Origin of the sequence: Acidovorax sp. LjRoot66 (assembly GCF_964253305.1) — a bacterium.
Classification (GTDB): domain Bacteria; phylum Pseudomonadota; class Gammaproteobacteria; order Burkholderiales; family Burkholderiaceae_C; genus Acidovorax.
In genome coordinates this window covers 2,659,627-2,676,699 of record NZ_CAXUQU020000001.1, presented here as the reverse complement: position 1 = coordinate 2,676,699, position 17,073 = coordinate 2,659,627, and the positions used below count along the sequence as shown (strand labels likewise).

12 protein-coding genes are annotated in these 17,073 nt (G+C 68.4%); 5 read left to right on the top strand and 7 right to left on the bottom strand.

Translation table 11 applies throughout. The features are described 5' to 3' along the window. Window positions 1-273: 273 nt before the first annotated feature. Both ACSQ3Y_RS12345 and ACSQ3Y_RS12340 read right to left on the bottom strand, forming a co-directional pair. Complete coding sequence (locus ACSQ3Y_RS12345; RefSeq protein WP_436177451.1) at window positions 274-1,131, bottom strand: YbgC/FadM family acyl-CoA thioesterase; 858 nt, start codon at window positions 1,129-1,131, stop codon at window positions 274-276. Window positions 1,132-1,141: 10 nt separating this feature from the next. Then, window positions 1,142-2,068 (bottom strand): alpha/beta hydrolase, encoded by a 927-nt coding sequence (locus ACSQ3Y_RS12340; RefSeq protein WP_428003812.1) that lies wholly within the window; start codon window positions 2,066-2,068, stop codon window positions 1,142-1,144. A gap of 247 nt (window positions 2,069-2,315) precedes the next feature. On the opposite strand from ACSQ3Y_RS12340, the gene ACSQ3Y_RS12335 reads away from it, so the two are divergent. Continuing rightward, a complete protein-coding gene (locus tag ACSQ3Y_RS12335) occupies window positions 2,316-3,452 on the top strand; it encodes an iron-containing alcohol dehydrogenase (RefSeq protein ID WP_057206028.1) in 1,137 nt (378 codons plus the stop codon). A 333-nt stretch (window positions 3,453-3,785) separates the two neighbouring features. Further along, window positions 3,786-6,632: an EAL domain-containing protein gene (locus ACSQ3Y_RS12330; RefSeq protein ID WP_436177450.1), complete on the top strand. Its 2,847-nt coding sequence runs from the start codon at window positions 3,786-3,788 to the stop codon at window positions 6,630-6,632. Between the two features lie 21 nt (window positions 6,633-6,653). Here the strand turns inward: ACSQ3Y_RS12330 and ACSQ3Y_RS12325 are convergent, their stop codons facing one another. The 3 genes from ACSQ3Y_RS12325 to ACSQ3Y_RS12315 all read right to left on the bottom strand — a co-directional run bounded on the left by ACSQ3Y_RS12325 (window position 6,654) and on the right by ACSQ3Y_RS12315 (window position 11,111). Continuing rightward, entirely contained in the window at window positions 6,654-7,760 is a 1,107-nt protein-coding gene (locus ACSQ3Y_RS12325; protein WP_436177449.1) for a patatin-like phospholipase family protein, read from the bottom strand. Window positions 7,761-7,786: 26 nt separating this feature from the next. Further along, window positions 7,787-8,617 (bottom strand): HDOD domain-containing protein, encoded by an 831-nt coding sequence (locus tag ACSQ3Y_RS12320; protein ID WP_057206022.1) that lies wholly within the window; start codon window positions 8,615-8,617, stop codon window positions 7,787-7,789. A gap of 121 nt (window positions 8,618-8,738) precedes the next feature. After that, window positions 8,739-11,111, bottom strand: a complete 2,373-nt coding sequence (locus ACSQ3Y_RS12315; protein ID WP_436177448.1) for a Tex family protein — start codon at window positions 11,109-11,111, stop codon at window positions 8,739-8,741. Between the two features lie 169 nt (window positions 11,112-11,280). Between ACSQ3Y_RS12315 and ACSQ3Y_RS12310 the strand changes: the two genes are divergently transcribed. The 3 genes from ACSQ3Y_RS12310 to ACSQ3Y_RS12300 all read left to right on the top strand — a co-directional run bounded on the left by ACSQ3Y_RS12310 (window position 11,281) and on the right by ACSQ3Y_RS12300 (window position 14,743). After that, a complete protein-coding gene (locus tag ACSQ3Y_RS12310) occupies window positions 11,281-11,685 on the top strand; it encodes a hypothetical protein (protein WP_436177447.1) in 405 nt (134 codons plus the stop codon). A gap of 92 nt (window positions 11,686-11,777) precedes the next feature. Then, window positions 11,778-13,622: a monovalent cation:proton antiporter-2 (CPA2) family protein gene (locus ACSQ3Y_RS12305; RefSeq protein ID WP_436177446.1), complete on the top strand. Its 1,845-nt coding sequence runs from the start codon at window positions 11,778-11,780 to the stop codon at window positions 13,620-13,622. A 20-nt stretch (window positions 13,623-13,642) separates the two neighbouring features. Beyond that, window positions 13,643-14,743, top strand: a complete 1,101-nt coding sequence (locus ACSQ3Y_RS12300; RefSeq protein ID WP_436180114.1) for a DUF72 domain-containing protein — start codon at window positions 13,643-13,645, stop codon at window positions 14,741-14,743. Window positions 14,744-14,749: 6 nt separating this feature from the next. Here ACSQ3Y_RS12300 and ACSQ3Y_RS12295 read toward each other — a convergent pair whose 3' ends face one another. Continuing rightward, entirely contained in the window at window positions 14,750-15,961 is a 1,212-nt protein-coding gene (locus tag ACSQ3Y_RS12295) for a multidrug effflux MFS transporter (RefSeq protein WP_057206014.1), read from the bottom strand. Window positions 15,962-16,034: 73 nt separating this feature from the next. Further along, the gene (locus ACSQ3Y_RS12290; protein WP_436177445.1) at window positions 16,035-17,063 is read right to left on the bottom strand and encodes a GGDEF domain-containing protein; all 1,029 of its coding nucleotides are present in this window, start codon (window positions 17,061-17,063) and stop codon (window positions 16,035-16,037) included. Window positions 17,064-17,073: the final 10 nt, after the last annotated feature.

Here is a 17,073-nt window from a genome sequence, read left to right as displayed (position 1 = left end):
GGACACACACGCTTCGTCATCTGACTTGCCGCAGCTGTTTGAGCGGAGTTCGAAGAACGCAGCGAGTTCTGCGGCACCACCCCAGATCCGAGCATCGCAGGTTGCCCCCGTTCGCCCGACAGGGCGAATGGGGGACGCAGACTGGGGGCCGCCTTCTCTTTGGTGACTTTCTCTTGGCGGCCAAGAGAAAGTTACTGCGCCGCCGGGCGCACACCCCGGCCTCCGCCCTCACACCAGGCACACGCCATCAAAGCGAAGCGACACCCAAAAAAATCAGAACCGACGCGCCATCAGGACATGCGCAATCCCCGCCTCCTCATAAGGCTCCCCCACCACAGCAAACCCCGCCCTCCGATAAAACCCCTCCGCATTGCCCTGCGCATGCAACTGCACCTCCCGGTCCCCACGAGTACGTGAAGCATCCACCAACGCATCCAACAACTTGCGCCCCCACCGCGTCCCCCGCACCGACCGGTCCACCGCCAACCGCCCAATGCGCCCAACACCCGGTGCCTCCTGCAACAGCCGCCCCGCCGCAATCGGCTGCCCCAGCCGGTTGTAGACCACCGCATGGCGCGCAGTGGCATCGAGCGCATCGGCCTCGATCTCGGCGGGAATGCCCTGCTCCGTGACGAACACGGCAGTGCGCAAGCGGCCCGCATCACGGCCCAGCGCATTCCAGTCGCCGGTCCTGACCTCGGCCGTGTCCTCCCCGGCTTCGAAGGCGGTGATGATGTCGCGCAGCGCCTGGGGCACAGGGCGCGACTTCTGCGCCACCGGGTCGGCGAAAACGTAGACCAGCTCGCCCGAAACCAGCAGCCGGTCACCACTGAAGATACCCGCCTCGAACAAGCACGAGGAATTGCCCACGCGCGCGCAGCGCATGCCCACGTCCAGCGTGTCGTCCATGCGCGCCGAGGCGTGGTATTCGAGGCTCGCCTTCTTCACGAACATCTCGCCGTCGAGCGCGTGCATGCTGGCCTCGTAGGGCAAGGCCAGGGCGCGCCAGTATTCGGACATGGCGTTGTCGATGTACATCAGGTAGTGGCCGTTGAACACGATCTTCTGCATGTCCACTTCGGCCCACCGCACCCTCAGGCGGTGGAAACAACGGAAATCACGGCGTTGCATAGCTTGTGTCTCACTCCAATTGAAAAGCGTTGCGCAGAGCGCGCGCCGCGTCGGCATGGGCCTGGCGCGCCTCGGGTATGGCGCGGCCCATCTTGATGAATTCATGCGTCACGCCGCGGTAGATCTCCAGGTCCACCGCCACGCCGGCCGCACGCAGCTTGTCGGCATAGTCCACGCCCTCGTCCACCAGCGGATCGCACTCGGCCAGTCCCATCCACACCGGGGCTACGCCTTCCACATCATCGGCATGCAGGGGCGCGAAGCGCCAGTCCTCGCGCTGCTCGCGGGTGGTCACGTACTGGCCGAAGAACCAGGTGATGGCCGGCTCGTCGAGCACCAGGCCGCTGGCAAAGCGGGTGTGCGAGGGTGTGTCCTGGTGCGCCGCGCAGCCCGGGTAGATCAGCAACTGCAGCACCAGCGGCAGGCCCGCATCGCGCGCGAGGATGGCGCTCACCGTGGCCAGCGTGCCGCCGGCGCTGTCACCACCCACGGCGATGCGCGCCGGGTCGGCACCCAGGCCAGCCGCATTCGCGTGCAGCCAGGCCAGCGCGTCCCAGGCGTCGTTGGTGGCCGTCGGAAAGCGGTGCTCGGGTGCCAGCCGGTAATCAAGCGACACCACCATGCAGCCCGCCAGCCGCGCCAGTTCCCGGCACAGGATGTCGTGCGTAGCGATGCTGCCGATGGTGAAACCGCCGCCATGGGTGTACAGCAGCACGGGCAGCGGGCCCGCGTCCTGCAGCGAGGGGGCGTACAGGCGCGCAGGCAGCGGATGGCCGTCGCGTGCAGGGATGGAGAAGTCCTCCACGCGGGGCAGAACGGGCTTGGGAATCTCCAGCACATCCGCCCCCGCCGCATAGGCGGTGCGCGCGTCCTGCGGGGTGCGGGTGTACAGCGGCGGGTGGCCCGCACGCGCCATGCGTTCGAGCACGCTGCGCATCTGGGGGGTCAGGCGGTTGGCGTGGATGTGCAGATCGGTCAAAGGGCAAACTCGCTCATTTTCAAAAAAGGCAGGGACGAATCTACCCGAACGCCCTGCACCGTGCCGCAGCGCCCTGAAAAGCCGGCCACGCCGTTGTCACGGAGGTGACGAAAAAAGCGGCATCCATGAGGGTTTGCTTCAGGGCCATGCCGACCCCTGGGTTGTACAGTCGACAACCATCGTCCACGCAACTTCCCGCAACGCCATGGCCTTCATCTACTACGTCACCCAGATCCAGTTCGAGTTCGGCGCCGTGAAGCTGCTCCAGCAGGAATGCGAGCGCGTGGGCATCACCCGCCCTCTCGTCGTGACGGACCCCGGGGTCAAGGCCGCCGGCGTGCTGCAGAAGGCGCTCGATGCGCTCGCGGGCCTGCCCGTGGCGGTGTTCGACCAGACCCCGGCCAACCCTACCGAGGCCGCCGTGCGTGCCGCAGTGGAGGTGTACAAGCGCGAGGGCTGTGATGGCCTGATCGCCGTGGGCGGCGGCTCGGCCATCGACTGCGCCAAGGGCATCGCGATCGCCGCCACACACGAAGGCCCGCTCACGCACTACGCCACCATCGAAGGCGGCTCGCCACGCATCACCGAGCGCGCCGCGCCGCTGATCGCCGTGCCCACCACCAGCGGCACCGGCAGCGAGGTGGCACGTGGCGCCATCATCATCGTCGACGACCACCGCAAGCTCGGTTTCCACTCGTGGAACCTGGTGCCCCGAACCGCCATCTGCGACCCCGAACTCACGCTGGGCCTGCCGCCTGCGCTCACGGCCGCCACCGGCATGGATGCCATCGCCCACTGCATGGAGACCTTCATGTCGGCCGCCTTCAACCCGCCGGCCGACGGCATTGCCCTGGACGGCCTCACGCGCGGCTGGGCGAACATCGAGCCGGCTACGCGCAACGGCAGCGACCGCGATGCGCGCCTGCACATGATGAGCGCCAGCATGCAGGGCGCCATGGCCTTCCAGAAGGGCCTGGGTGCCGTGCATTCGCTGAGCCACAGCCTGGGCGGCGTGAACCCGCGCCTTCACCATGGCACGCTCAACGCCATGTTCCTGCCCGCCGTGGTGCGCTTCAATGCCGGGGCCGAATCCGTGCAGAAGGACAAGCGCCTGGAACGCATGGCCCATGCCATGGGCCTGGCCAGCGCAGGCGACATCCCCGAAGCCATCCGCGACATGAACGCCCGCCTGGGCCTGCCCACGGGCCTGGCGGCCATGGGCGTGACCGAAAGCATGTTCGACGACATCATCAAGGGTGCGATGGCCGACCACTGCCACAAGACCAACCCGCGCATCGCCACGCCCGAGGAATACCGGGACATGCTCACGCAGTCGCTCTGACCCCTTCAGCAGCCCGCCCGGCGGCCGGCAAACCAGGTCCGCAGCCGCCTGCCAGCCCCACGGCGGCCTCCCCCATACGGGCGGGGCACAGACAGCGCCCGTGCAGCTAAACTGCGAGCTGTCAAACAATAATTAACAAAGTAATTAACGGACCGGCGCCGCAGGGCGCCGTGGGCCGTTGCCACTGCTGAGCGAGGCGGCATGCATGGTGGAGTGCATGGCCGGCACGCGGGCCGGGCTGTCGGCTGTGCCACCGGAAACGGGCGGGCGCTCGCCGCTGGCGATCCCGCGCGCTCTTTCATCCAATCCATGAAATGACCGGCTGATCCATCCATGCGCGCAGAAAAATTCAGGGCCTGGCTGACACAGGGAACCATTCCCCGGCTGTATCTCGCGATCCTGGTGATCATCGTGGCGGTCGTGGCCGTGCGCTACCAGCAACTGGTGTCGTTGGAGGAGGAGGAAGCCAACGACCGTGCCGTGGCCGAACTGGCGCGTGTGGGCGACAGCCTGCTGCCCACCCTGGTGGCCCTGGACCCAGCGAACCGCGAGTCGGCCGCCCGCGTGCTGCAGACCACACCCACGCGCTTCGGCCCGGCCGTGCAGTCGCTGCTGTGGCAGGTCCCAGGCCAGGCGCCCCTGCAATGGACCGCGCCCCCCGTGGCCATGCAGGCCCCTGCCTGGTTTGCCCAGGTCCTGGACATCACCCCGCCCACGCAGCGCTTCGGCCAGGCGTTTGCGGACGGTCGCACCGGCGTGCTCACGGTCACCGCCGATCCCGGCATCCTGGTGGACCGGGTCTGGAAGACGGTGGTGGTGCAGGCCCGCATCTCGGCGCTGAACATCTTCACCATCCTGTTCCTGCTGACCCTGATCCTGCGCGCCAACGCCCGCATGCTGCGCCGCCTGACCGAGGCCACGGACCGCTTCCGCCAAGGGCACCTGGACACGCGCATGGACATCAAGGGCACCCTGGAATCGCGGGCGGTGGCCAACACTTTCAACGACATGGCGGGCAAGGTGCAGTCGCTGGTGCACTCGCTGCGCGAGACGCAGCAACTGCAGAGCGAGCAACTGCACTTCACGCGCCAGCTCATCGACGCCCTGCCCCTGCCGGTGTTCGTGCGCGAGGCGGACGGCACCTTCGTCGATGCCAACCGCGCCTGGCAACGGCTGTTCCAGAACGGCGACCCCGGCCTGCCCGGCCAGGGCATGTTCCCGGGGCTCACGGCGCCGCACCTGCTCTCACCCGCACAGTCCCGGCAACTGGCCATGTCGCAGGACAACGAGGTGCTGGTGCAGCCCCCCGGCCAACTGGCACGCACCATGGCCTACTATGAAGCGCCCTTCACCAGCACGAACGGCGCGGTGGCCGGCACCGTGGGCACGCTGGTTGACATCACCGAGCGCAAACGCGCCGAGCAGGCACTGCGCAACGAGAAGGACCGCGCCGAAGTCACGCTGGCCTCCATCGGCGATGGCGTGATCACCACCGACCTGGCCGGTTGCATCGAGACCATCAACGAGGCGGCCCAGCTCATGACCGGCTACACCGCCGATCAGGCCGTGGGTGAACTGCTGGACGACGTGTTCCGGCTGTACGAGGAGCCCGCGAGCCAGGCGGCCGGCCGTGCCACCGGGGAACAGGTCCATGCCAACGCCCATCGCCCGGCCATGCAGGAAGTGCTGCTGCACCGCTCGGGCGAGCGCTACGCCATCGAGTACACCGCATCGGCCATCCGCCAGGGCAGCGGGCGCGCATCGGGCTGCGTGCTGGTGTTCCGCGACGTGACCGAGGCCAGCCACCTGCGCCACCAGATCTCCTGGCATGCGCGGCACGATGGCCTGACCGGCCTGCTCAACCGCGCCGCCCTGGCCGAGCGGCTCACGCACGCCCTGTTCGTGACGGGCCGCAGCCCCACCCTGCTGGCCGTGTGCATGCTGGACCTGGACCATTTCCAGGCCATCAACGACGCCCACGGCCACCGCATGGGCGACCGCCTGCTCAAGGAGGTGGCCCAACGCCTGAACGCCTTTGCCACCGGCAGCAATGCCGCGGCGCGCCTGGGGGGTGACGAGTTCGTGCTGCTGCTCAACCACCAGACCGACGTGCCCGCCATCGAAGAGCATGTGCACCAGCTCATGCAACAGCTTGCCGCGCCCTATGCCATCGACGACCGCCTGCTGCACACCACCGCCAGCGTGGGCGTGGCCGTGTTCCCGCAGGACGACGTGAACCCCGACACCCTGCTGCGCCAGGCCGACCAGGCCATGTGCCAGGCCAAGCGCTCGGGCCGCAACCGCATGCACCTGTTCGACGTGCAGCTCGACCACGCGGTGCAGACCCAGCATTCGCAGCAGACCCGGGTGGCCCAGGGGCTGCAGGCCGGCGAGATGCGCCTGTACTACCAGCCCAAGGTGAACCTGCGCACCGGCGAGGTGCTGGGCATGGAAGCACTGCTGCGCTGGCAGCACCCGGAGCAGGGCCTGCTCGGACCCCAGCATGTGCTCCCCCTGCTGGAAGATGTGGAGGTGGTGGCCGAACTCGGCGAATGGGTGCTCAAGGAAGCGCTGGCTCAGATGCGGCAGTGGAGCCTGGCGGATGTGCAGTGGGAGGTCAGCGTGAACATCGCTGCACAGCACTTTCACCGCCCCGACTTCGTGGACCGGCTCAAGGACCTGCTGCTGACCTGCCCCGAAGTGTCCCCCGCCCGGCTGGAACTCGAGATCCTGGAATCCGCCGCGCTGCAGGACATGCGCAGCATGATGCACAGCTGCCAGGCACTGGGCGTGCGCTTCGCGCTCGACGACTTCGGCACGGGTTTCTCGTCGCTGTCCTACCTCAAACGCCTGCCGGCGGAAACCATCAAGATCGACCAGTCTTTCGTGCACGGCATCCTGCACGACGAGGACGACCTGACCCTGGTCAACGCCATCATCACCCTGGCCCGGGCCTTCAACCGCCACGTGATCGCCGAAGGCGTGGAAACGCAGGCCCATGGCGAGAAACTGCTGGCGCTGGGCTGCGAGCGGGCCCAGGGCTTCGGCATTGCGCCCCCCATGCCCGCGCACGAGGTGCTGGCCTGGACCCGGGCCTACGAGCAACGCCACCTCCAGCAGACTGCAGCGGCCCGGCCGGCCAGCATGGTCACGCCTTCTACCCCCACACCTGCCCGCTGAGCAGACCCGAGGCAGGGCTGGCTACAGTGCCTGCACGGCACCCATATCGGGCCGGTGCAACCACTCGGCCAGCTCATCGGCCAGTTGCTGGCTGGCCCCCGTGGCGGCCAGCCAGGCTTTGGCGCGGCCCGTGCTGTCGGTGCCGTAGTGCGTGAAGTCGTTGCGGTCAGGCAGCTTGCCGTGTGGCAGCGTTCGCACCCATTCGGGGTGCGGCGACAGCACCACCATGGAGTCGAGCGCCGCAGTGGAGCCGTGCCGCCACTTGAGCCCCTTGTCCAGCCAGCCGGGCACCACCTGGTGCTGGAAATGGGGGTACAGCACCAGGCCCCCGGCCCCTGCGGGTGCCAGGTGGTAGCCCATATGCAGGTGGTAGTCGGTGATGCCGCCATCCCAATAGGCGCCGCGCGGGGCGCCAGGAATGTCGTGCACGGCCTGCAGCACGAAGGGGATCGAACAACTGGCCTGCAGCGCGGGCATGAAGTTCTGCGCCGTGAGCTGTACCTGGCGTGTGCGGAAATCCGCCGTGCCGAATGGCAGCGCCGCGCCACCCGGGGCGGGGGCCGCGGCATCAGGGGACGAGAACACCACACGCTCCAGCCACGCGCCCAGGGCCTTGCGATGCACCGTATTGGTCAGAAAGGCGCCCAGGTAACCCAGCGGCGTGCCCACCCTGTGCTCGCGTGCCAGCACATGCCGGCCGCGCGAGGTGACGATGTGCAGGTGGTAGCGCGGGTGGCTCAGCACCTCGGCCACCCGCCCACCATAAAAAGCCTGCAGGTTCTGGCCAAAGCGTTCGCTCACATGGGACGCCGGGGGGCGCTTCTTGCCCGGGGGCAGCTCATAGCTCTGGTGGATGTAGTCGTGCTCCAGCCGCTCGAAGGCGGCCACCGACGACCCCAGGCAGGCCGTGGCCATGCGCCATGCGCCGATGGAGGCGCCCACCAGGTGCACCGGCTGGCTGGAACCGGTCAGCCAATCGCCGAAAAGGAAGCGGTCCAGCGGCCCCAGGATCAGCCCCTTGGGGCCGCCGGCCGCAGCCGGGATCACGCGCACGTCGCCCGGTTGCAGGCCATGTTGTTCGAGGTGCTGGCGGGCGCGCGGGCCCGCATGGATGCGCAGTGCTTTCATGCCCGGCATTGTCCCAGAGCGAAGGCTCAGACCACGTAATCTGCGGCGGCCTCGGGGCGCACGTTCCAGTCGATGGGGTCCTGTTGCAGCACCATGTCGATATCGAGGCCCAGCACCAGCCCCACTTCGCCCGGGAAGGAGACAGCCAGTTCGTTCTCGTTGAGCCCCGCCTCGCGCGCGCGGGCGCGCCAAGAGGCCAGATGGATCACGCCCGCCAGCGGCTCGTAGGCCTTGTTCTCGAAAGGCGCGTCCTGGTACTGCAGGGCGTCCACCACCACCTCGGGCAATTGCCAGCGCCGGGCCAGCCCCGCGGACACATTGGCGTAGCAGTAACCGAAGATGCGCTGCTCCACCTTGCTGCGGCGCATGTCGAGCGGCGGCACCAGGGTGTTGACCGAATGGGCCTTCTCGGGGTCGGCCAGGTGGATCACGAGCTCGCCCAGGCCGTGCAGCAGGCCGGCCGTGTAGGCCGCGATCTGGTCATGGTGCACCAGGCCCGCGAGCGAGCGCGAGAGCTTGGCGGTGTTCAGGCTGTAGCGCCAGAACTGCTGCATGTTGATCCCGGGCACGGAGCGCGAGGTGGTGCCCAGGGGCGCCGAGGTGACCAGCGTGCGCAACTGGCCGGTGCCCAGCAAGGCCAGGGCCTGGGGGATGCCCGCGATCTGGCGCGGCATCTGGAAGGCGGGGGAGTTGGCGAGTTCGAGCAGACGCGCGGCCAGGGCCGGGTCGGTGCCGAAGAGCTGGTTCATGCGCCGCAGGCTGGGCTCGGGCTGGGCCAGCTCGCTCATCAGCAGCGCAACGGTGCGCGGCAGGCTGGGCAGGGCCGCCGGCTGGGCCAGCAGGGCATTCAACTCCATGGGTGATCGGGCGTCTGATGGGACAAGCGGCGATTATGGCGCTGCCCGTACCAACAGCCCATCACCCATTTTGTCCATGCAGTCTTACCTGCACGGGCGGTTGCGGTGGCCGCATCAACGGTCAGCGGCCCTTGGCCTGCTGCAGCTTGGCAAAGGCCGAGGCCATGGCCGACTGCTGCACCGGTTCGGGACCCCGGCGCTGGGGCTGCTGCTGGTAGCCGCGCCCGGCCCCTTCGAAGCGGTTGTCGCGCGCACCGCCCCGGTCGCCGCCTTGGCGCGGGGGCGCATCGCCGAGCTTCATCGACAGGCCGATGCGCTTGCGCTCCACGTCCACCTCCATGACCTTGACCTTGACGATGTCGCCCGTCTTGACCACTTCGCGCGCATCGTTCACGAACTTGTGCGCCAGCTGGCTCACGTGCACCAGGCCGTCCTGGTGCACCCCGAGGTCGATGAAGGCGCCGAACTGCGCCACGTTGCTCACCGTGCCCTCCAGGATCATGCCTTCCTTGAGGTCCTTGATGTCTTCCACGCCATCGTTGAAGCGCGCCACCTTGAAGTCCGGGCGCGGGTCGCGGCCGGGCTTTTCGAGCTCGCCCAGGATGTCCTTGACGGTGATCACACCGAACTTCTCGTTGGCGAACAGCTCCGGCTTCAGCGTCTTGAGCATGTCGCTGCGGCCCATGATCTCGACCACGGGCTTGCCCGTCTTTTCCATGATCTGCTCGACCACGGGGTAGGTCTCGGGGTGCACGCCGGTCATGTCCAGCGGGTTGTCGCCGCCGCGGATGCGCAGGAAGCCCGCGCTCTGCTCGAAGGTCTTGGCGCCCAGGCCCGACACGTCCATGAGCTGCTTGCGGCTCTTGAAGGCGCCATTGGCCTCGCGCCAGCGAACCACCGCCTTGGCCACGCTGGGCGACAGGCCCGAGACGCGGCTGAGCAGCGGCACGCTGGCCGTGTTCAGGTCCACGCCCACGGAGTTCACGCAGTCTTCCACCACCGTGCCCAGGGTGCGGGCCAGCTCGCTCTGGTTCACGTCGTGCTGGTACTGGCCCACGCCGATGCTCTTGGGGTCGATCTTGACCAGCTCGGCCAGCGGGTCCTGCAGGCGGCGCGCAATGCTGGCGGCGCCGCGCAGGCTCACGTCCACGTCGGGCATCTCCTGCGAGGCGTACTCGCTGGCGGAGTAGACCGAGGCGCCGGCCTCGCTCACCACCACCTTCTCGATGGCGCGCTCGGCCTTGGCGGCCAGCTTGATCAGGTCGGCCGCCAGCTTGTCGGTCTCGCGGCTGGCCGTGCCGTTGCCGATGGCGATCAGGTTCACGCCGTGCTTTTCCGCCAGCTTGGCCAGCGTGTGCAGCGAGCCTTCCCAGTCGCGGCGCGGCTCGTGCGGGAACACCGTGGCGGTCTCCACCAGCTTGCCCGTGGCGTCCACCACGGCCACCTTCACACCCGTGCGGATGCCTGGATCCAGCCCCATCACCACGCGCGGGCCGGCAGGCGCCGCCAGCAGCAGATCGCGCAGGTTGTCGGCAAACACCTTGATCGCGACCTTCTCGGCATCGTCGCGCAGGCGGGCGAACAGGTCGCGCTCGGTCGACAGGCTCAGCTTCACGCGCCAGGTCCAGCTCACGCACTTGCGCAGCAGGTCGTCTGCCGGGCGGCCGGCATGGCTCCAGCCCAGGTGCAGGGCGATCTTGCCTTCGGCCAGGCTGGGCTTGCCCGGCTCGGGCTCGACCGGCAGCACCAGCTTGCCTTCGAGGATCTCAAGCGCCCGGCCGCGGAACACCGCCAGCGCCCGGTGCGAGGGCACGCGGCCGATGGGTTCGTCGTATTCGAAATAGTCGCGGAACTTGGAGACCTCGGGGTCGTTCTCGTTCTTGCCGTCCACCTTCTTGCTGCGCAAGAGGCCTTCGGACCAGAGCCACTCGCGCAGCGACTGCACCAGCACCGCATCCTCGGCCCAGCGCTCCGAGAGGATGTCGCGCACGCCATCAAGCACGGCCGGCACGGTGGAGAAGTCGGCGCCGGTCTTGCCGTCGTCCAGCACCTCGGGCGGTTTGGTGAAGGCGGCGGCCTCGGCTGCGGGGTCCAGCGTGGGGTCGGCAAACAGCTTGTCGGCCAGCGGCTCGATGCCGAACTCGCGCGCCATCTGGCCCTTGGTGCGGCGCTTTTGCTTGAAGGGCAGGTAGATGTCCTCCAGCTCCTGCTTGGTAGGGGCGCTGGCAATGGCCACGCGCAGGGCGTCGGTCAGCTTGCCCTGCTCGTCGATGCTCTTGAGCACGGTGGCGCGGCGGTCTTCGAGCTCGCGCAGGTAGGACAGGCGCGCTTCCAGCTCACGCAGCTGGATGTCGTCGAGCCCGCCGGTCACTTCCTTGCGGTAGCGGGCGATGAAGGGCACCGTGGCCCCCCCGTCGAGCAGCTCCACCGCTGCACGCACCTGGGATTCACTGACTTTGATTTCTGCGGCCAACTGCCGGACGATCTGCTGCATGGGTGGGCAAACTCTCTGAAACTCGAAAAAATACGCGAAGCGCGGGAGTTTGCCACAGCCACTTTTGGTAACAGCCCGGGCAACGCCCTGGCTTACCCTCGGAAATGCCGGAGCTTCTTAGAATGCAGGGACCACGCCGCTCGCCAGATCCGCCCCCCCCTCTCCCTCCATGAAGCCTGTCCCCTTCCCCGTCCGCACGGAGTGCCCGCCTGGCGCCTGTGTCTGCGACCGGGACGCCCTGCTCCAGGCCGCCGATGGCGACACGCGCATCCTGCAGCTGACCCAGACCGAGGAAAAGAAGCTGCTCACCCGGCTGGAAAACATCACCAGCCTGTCTGACCTGCGCCGCATGCAGGAGCGCATGGAGCAGCAGTTGGGCATCCGCATCACCGTCACACCGAGCCCCAACGAAGTGCGCACCCTGCGCGGCATCGCCATCCTGGTGCAGGAGCAGCCTGGCCTGTGCCGCAAGACGCGCCAGTCCATTCCGGCCGCGATCAAGAAGGGCATGGACCAGCGCCCCGAGATTGCCTACGAGTTGCTGGACGAGGGCGGCCTGTTCTCCAGCCCGTGAGGGGCCTTCCCCAGGCCTTGCAGGGCGCAGGATGACGCTACCATCTCCTTACCCCGCGTTTCGTTCCCTCTTGTTGTTGTCCCGGAGTCCCCATGGCCGCTGCTGAATCAGGCACCGAACTCGTCAAAGTCGTCGTGCTGCTGGCCGCTGGCGTCATTGCCGTGCCCCTCTTCAAGCGCCTGGGCCTGGGCTCGGTGCTGGGCTACCTGGCGGCGGGCCTGGCCATCGGCCCGTTCGGGCTGGGCTTTTTCAGCGATGCGCAGACCATCCTGCACGTGGCCGAGCTCGGCGTGGTGATGTTCCTCTTCGTCATCGGCCTGGAGATGCAGCCCACCCGGCTGTGGAACCTCAGGCGCCAGATCTTCGGCCTGGGCCTGGCCCAGGTGCTGGTGTGCATCGCCCTGCTCACCGCCACGGGCGTGCTGGCAGGGCTGTCGTCGGCCGTGGCTTTTATCGCGGCCTCGGGCTTTGTGCTCTCGTCCACGGCCATCGTGATGCAGTTGCTCGACGAGAGCGGCGACACCTCCACGCCGCGCGGCCAGCGCATCGTCTCCATCCTGCTGCTCGAAGATCTGGCCATCGTGCCCTTGCTGGCCATCGTCGCCTTCCTTTCGCCCGCCCCGACCGGGGAGGCCGTGTCTCGCTGGGTCACCGTGGGTGTGGCGCTGGCGGCCGTGGTCGGCCTGGTCGCAGTCAGCCGCTGGCTGCTCAACCCGCTGTTCAGCGTGCTGGCCCGTGCCAAGGCGCGCGAGGTGATGACCGCCGCCGCCCTGCTGGTGGTGCTGGGCGCGGCGCTGGCCATGCAGTGGGGCGGGCTGTCCATGGCCATGGGTGCTTTCGCGGCCGGCGTGATGTTGTCTGAATCCACCTTCCGCCACCAGCTAGAGGCCGATGTGGAGCCGTTTCGCGGCATCCTGCTGGGCCTGTTCTTCATGGGCGTGGGCATGGCGCTCGACATTCCGCTGGTGCTGCAGAATTGGCCTCTGCTGGTGGGGGGCGTGGTGGCCTGCATGGCCGTCAAGGGCATCGGCGTGTACGCCGTGGCACGCTTCACCAAGGCTGCGCACGGCGAGGCCCTGCAGCGCACCATGCTCATGGCCCAGGGCGGTGAATTCGCCTTCGTGCTCTATTCGGCTGCGGCTGCTGCGGGCATCGTGGAGGCACAGATGAATGCCGTGCTCACCGCTGCCGTGATCATCTCCATGGCGCTCACGCCGCTGGCCGTGCTCTCGCTGCGCTGGCTCATGCCACCCGAGCCCGCGCAGGACATGGCGGGCATCGACGCGGCCGATGGCCTCAAGGGCACGGTGCTGATCATCGGCTTCGGCCGCTTTGCGCAGATCGCCAGCCAACTGCTGCTGGCGCGGGGTGTCGACATCGCCATCATCGAGAACGACACCGACATGATCCGCGCGGCCGCGAAATTCGGCTTCAAGGTCTACTACGGCGACGGCACGCGCCTCGATGTGCTGCACGCCAGCGGCGCACACCACGCCAAATCCATTCTGGTCTGCGTGGACGATGCCAGGACCACCACGCGCATCGTCGAGCTGCTCAAGCACGAATGCCCGCTGATCCCGGTGCTGGCGCGCGCCTACGACCGCCAGCATGCCATCGAGCTGCTGCAGCTGGGCGTGGACTACCAGATGCGCGAGACCTTCGAGTCGGCCATGGGCTTTGGCATGCAGGCGCTGCAGACTCTGGGTGTGGACGCCGAAGAGGTGGCCGAAGTGGCTGAAAGCATTCGCCACCGCGATGCCGAGCGCCTGCAGCGGGAGCTGGCCGGGGACAAGGACGGCGCGCGCAACTTCTTCCAGGGCAACAAGTGGATTGCCACCCCGCTCACGCAACCCCAGCGCGAAGCCAGGGCACTCAACGAAGAAGCGGCCGATGCACTGGAGCAGCAGCCGCAGCCCGCAGTGGCTCCACAGGCCTGAACGCGAGAGGCGCCATGGGCATGCAGGACGATCTGTTCGGTGGCCCGCCTGAGCCACCGCCGCCGCCACCCGCAGCGCCCGCCGCCGTGCAGGATGAGAAGTCCCCTGCCCCGCCCGCACGCAAGAAAGGCCTGGGCGTCAGCGCGCAGCCGCAGGACGACGCTACGCACGCCCTGGCCGCCAGCCTGTCGACCCACCTGCGCCTGGGTACCTCCACCTGGACCTACCCGGGCTGGAAGGGCCTGGTCTGGGAGGGCGAGCATTCACCGGCGCAGCTCTCCAAGAACGGCCTGCCCATCTATGCCCAACACCCGCTGCTGCGCACGGTGAGCATCGACCGCAGTTTCTACCGCCCGCTCACGGTGAGCCAGTACGAGCGCTACGCCAGCCAGGTGCCCGACGACTTCCGCTTCGTGGTCAAGGCCCCGAGCCTGGTGACCGATGCATTGGTGCGCAGCGAAGATGGCCGGGGCCGCGAGCCCAACCCCGCCTTTCTGAATGCCGACCTGGCACGCACCGAGTTCGTGGAGCCCGCGCTGCAGGGTCTGGGCCACAAGATCGGGGCGCTGGTGTTCCAGCTCAGCCCCCTGCCCATGGACCAGCTCGACCGCCTGCCCGAGGTGCTGCAGCGCCTGCGCGCCATGCTGCTGGCGCAGCCCAAGCTGGCGCCCATCGCGCCCGACGGCATCCTGGCGGTGGAGGTACGCGACCCCGAATGGATCAGCTCGCACTGGATGGCCCTCGACTTCGCGGCCGTGCTGCGCGAGGCGGGCGCCACCTACTGCATCGACCTGCACCCCAAGATGCCGCCGCTGGCCGATCAGTTGCACATGCTGCGCGCGCTGTGGCCCGGCCCGCTGGTCTGCCGCTGGATGCTGAACCCGGTGCACGGCCCCTATGGGTATGAAGAGGCCGAAAAGCTCTACGAGCCCTTCGACAGGCTGCACCACCCCGACCAACAGAACCGCGAGGAGCTGGCGCGGCTGATCGCCGGCGTGACCGGTGCCGGGCAGAACGCCTACGTCTGCATCAGCAACCACGCCGAGGGCTCTGCCCCCATCACAATCCACGCACTGGCAGACCGGGTGGCCGCACAGCCCCCGGCCCGCAAGAAGGCCTGACGGAGATCAGGCGCTGGCTGCGGCCACCGACTGGTCGCTGTGGCCCGCAAGCGTGATCCAGGCCAGCGCCACGCCCACCAGCGCGCCCGTGGCCATGCCGATCACCATGGGCAGCGGCTTGCCGTTGGCGAACAGGCCCACGATGCCCATGGCGGCAGCGCCCGTGAGCATCTGCAGCGTGCCGAGCAGGGCCGAGGCCGTGCCCGCAATGGCGCCGTGCTTTTCCAGCGCCAGCACCGAGGTGGTGGGAATCACCAGCCCCATCAGCGCGCTGGCCACGAAGTACAGGCCGATCAGCACAGCGAGTTCATCACCGCCGAGCAGGTAGTAGCTGAGCATCGCCACCATGACCACGCCCGAGCCCGTGGCGGCGGCCTTGACCAGGCGCACCAGGCCAAAGCGCTCGCCCAGCGTGGCCGTGAACTGCGAGGTGCCGATGAAGGCTGCCGCATTCACCGAGAACGCCAGGCTGTACTGCGTAGGCGTCAGGCCATAGTGGTTGATGAGCACGAAGGGCGAGCCTGCCAGGTACACGAAGAAGCCCGCCATGGCGCAACCGCCGATGAACACCAGGCCCAGGTAGTGCCAGTCGCGCAGCAGCAATCCGTAGGCACCCAGGGCCCCGCCCAGGCTGCTCTCCACGCGGTCCGATGCAGGACGTGTTTCGCCCAGGCTGCCGTACACCAGCGCCAGGCCGGCCACGGCCGCCACCGCCACCACCCAGAACACGCCACGCCAGCCGGCCAGGGCGATCACGCCGCTGCCCGCCAGGGGTGCCAGGATGGGCGAGACGCTGAACACCAGCATCAACAGTGACATGAGCCGCGCCGCATCGGTGCCCGTGTGCAGGTCGCGCACCACGGCGCGCGGAATGGCCATGCCCGCCGCCGCGCCCAGGCCCTGCACGAAGCGCAGGGCGATCAGGGTCTCGATGTCGGTGGCCAGCGCGCAGCCCACGCTGGCCAGGGTGAACAAGGCCAGGCCGAAGTACAGCGGCGGCTTGCGCCCCACCATGTCCGATACCGGGCCGTAGAACAACTGGCCCGCGCCCAGCGACAGAAAGAACGCCGTGAGGCTCCACTGAACGGCCCCCACGGACGCCCCCAGGCTGGCCCCGATCTCGGGCAGCGCGGGCAAATACATGTCGATGGCAAACGGGCCGATGGCCGAGAGCAGGCCCAGGATCAGGGCCATCTTGAAGAAGCGGGAAAAATGCATAGCCTGCCATTGTCGCGGGCACCCGGAAAAACCCTTATCGGCAGACTGGACCGTTTCGAGGTAAGAGAACTGTTCAGTCGACCTGTGGCTCGACCCGGTTGCCGCCGGCCTGCCGTGCCCGGGCCAGGGCGCTGCTGGCGGCGCGCACCAGTTCGTCGGCGCGCTGGTCGCGCACAGGCACCAGCGCGGCCACCCCACCACCCAGGCTGAGCCGGCCCAGGGCCGAGCCCTCGTGGGGCAGTGCCAGCGAGCGCACCGCGACCACGGCGCCCTGCGCCAGGCTGTGGGCCTCATCGAAAGTCGCGCCGGGCAGCAGCAGGGCAAAGGCATCGCCCGCGAACCGCGCCACCAGGCCGCCTGGGCGCTCCTGCACGATCTGGGTGAGCGTGACGGCCAGGGTCTGCAGGCAGGCATCGCCCGCCAGGTGGCCATGGCGGTCCATGAAGTGGCGCAGCGCATCCACCTCCAGCAGCACCAGCGCCAGCGGGGTGGCGGCGCGCTGCGCGCGCTCCCAGGCCTGCTGCAGCACGTGGTCGAACTGGCGCCGGTTGCCCAGGCCGGTGAGGCTGTCGGTGCGGTCCATGGCGTCGATGCGCTGCTGCGCCTCGGCCAGGGCCCGGGAACTCTCCTGCAACTGGGCCTGCAGCACGCGGTGGTCGTTCTGCAGGCGCACCATGGCGGCAGAGCTACCCTGCGGCAAGGGGCCCGAGGGCACCGAGGTGCCGCTGTGCACGATCTTCCACTCCGCGCCTTCCAGGCGGAACACCAGCACCAGGCGCGCCACCGGCACCTGGCCGGCCGGGGTCTCGCCGGCATCGGGGCCACGCACATGCACCAGCGCCGTGGCCGAGACCACGTCCTCGGCCAGGTCCTGCAGGCACAGGTCGAGCACCTCGATGCGCATGTGCTGCGGCACCAGGGCAAAGTCCTGCAGGATGGCGGCCACCCACTCGCTGCGGGTGTGCACGAGGTGGTCGCTGCGGCTGGCGTAGCCGCTGAACTGGGTGCTCAGGCGCCCGATCAGGCGCTCGTCGCGTGTGGAGTACAGCGCGATGTAGTCGTCGAACAATTGGCGGATGAGGGGCTGGCGATCCGGTCGCATGCGTGCGGGT

What these genes read in the sequence shown, in the direction of transcription:
- ACSQ3Y_RS12345 (WP_436177451.1), bottom strand. Translation starts at nt 1,131, where the DNA reads ATGCAACGCCGTGATTTCCGTTGTTTCCACCGCCTGAGGGTGCGGTGG.
- ACSQ3Y_RS12290 (WP_436177445.1), bottom strand. Translation starts at nt 17,063, where the DNA reads ATGCGACCGGATCGCCAGCCCCTCATCCGCCAATTGTTCGACGACTAC.
- ACSQ3Y_RS12320 (WP_057206022.1), bottom strand. Translation starts at nt 8,617, where the DNA reads ATGGAGTTGAATGCCCTGCTGGCCCAGCCGGCGGCCCTGCCCAGCCTG.
- ACSQ3Y_RS12325 (WP_436177449.1), bottom strand. Translation starts at nt 7,760, where the DNA reads ATGAAAGCACTGCGCATCCATGCGGGCCCGCGCGCCCGCCAGCACCTC.
- ACSQ3Y_RS12310 (WP_436177447.1), top strand. Translation starts at nt 11,281, where the DNA reads ATGAAGCCTGTCCCCTTCCCCGTCCGCACGGAGTGCCCGCCTGGCGCC.
- ACSQ3Y_RS12340 (WP_428003812.1), bottom strand. Translation starts at nt 2,068, where the DNA reads ATGCGCAGCGTGCTCGAACGCATGGCGCGTGCGGGCCACCCGCCGCTG.
- ACSQ3Y_RS12315 (WP_436177448.1), bottom strand. Translation starts at nt 11,111, where the DNA reads ATGCAGCAGATCGTCCGGCAGTTGGCCGCAGAAATCAAAGTCAGTGAA.
- ACSQ3Y_RS12330 (WP_436177450.1), top strand. Translation starts at nt 3,786, where the DNA reads ATGCGCGCAGAAAAATTCAGGGCCTGGCTGACACAGGGAACCATTCCC.
- ACSQ3Y_RS12295 (WP_057206014.1), bottom strand. Translation starts at nt 15,961, where the DNA reads ATGCATTTTTCCCGCTTCTTCAAGATGGCCCTGATCCTGGGCCTGCTC.
- ACSQ3Y_RS12305 (WP_436177446.1), top strand. Translation starts at nt 11,778, where the DNA reads ATGGCCGCTGCTGAATCAGGCACCGAACTCGTCAAAGTCGTCGTGCTG.
- ACSQ3Y_RS12335 (WP_057206028.1), top strand. Translation starts at nt 2,316, where the DNA reads ATGGCCTTCATCTACTACGTCACCCAGATCCAGTTCGAGTTCGGCGCC.
- ACSQ3Y_RS12300 (WP_436180114.1), top strand. Translation starts at nt 13,643, where the DNA reads ATGCAGGACGATCTGTTCGGTGGCCCGCCTGAGCCACCGCCGCCGCCA.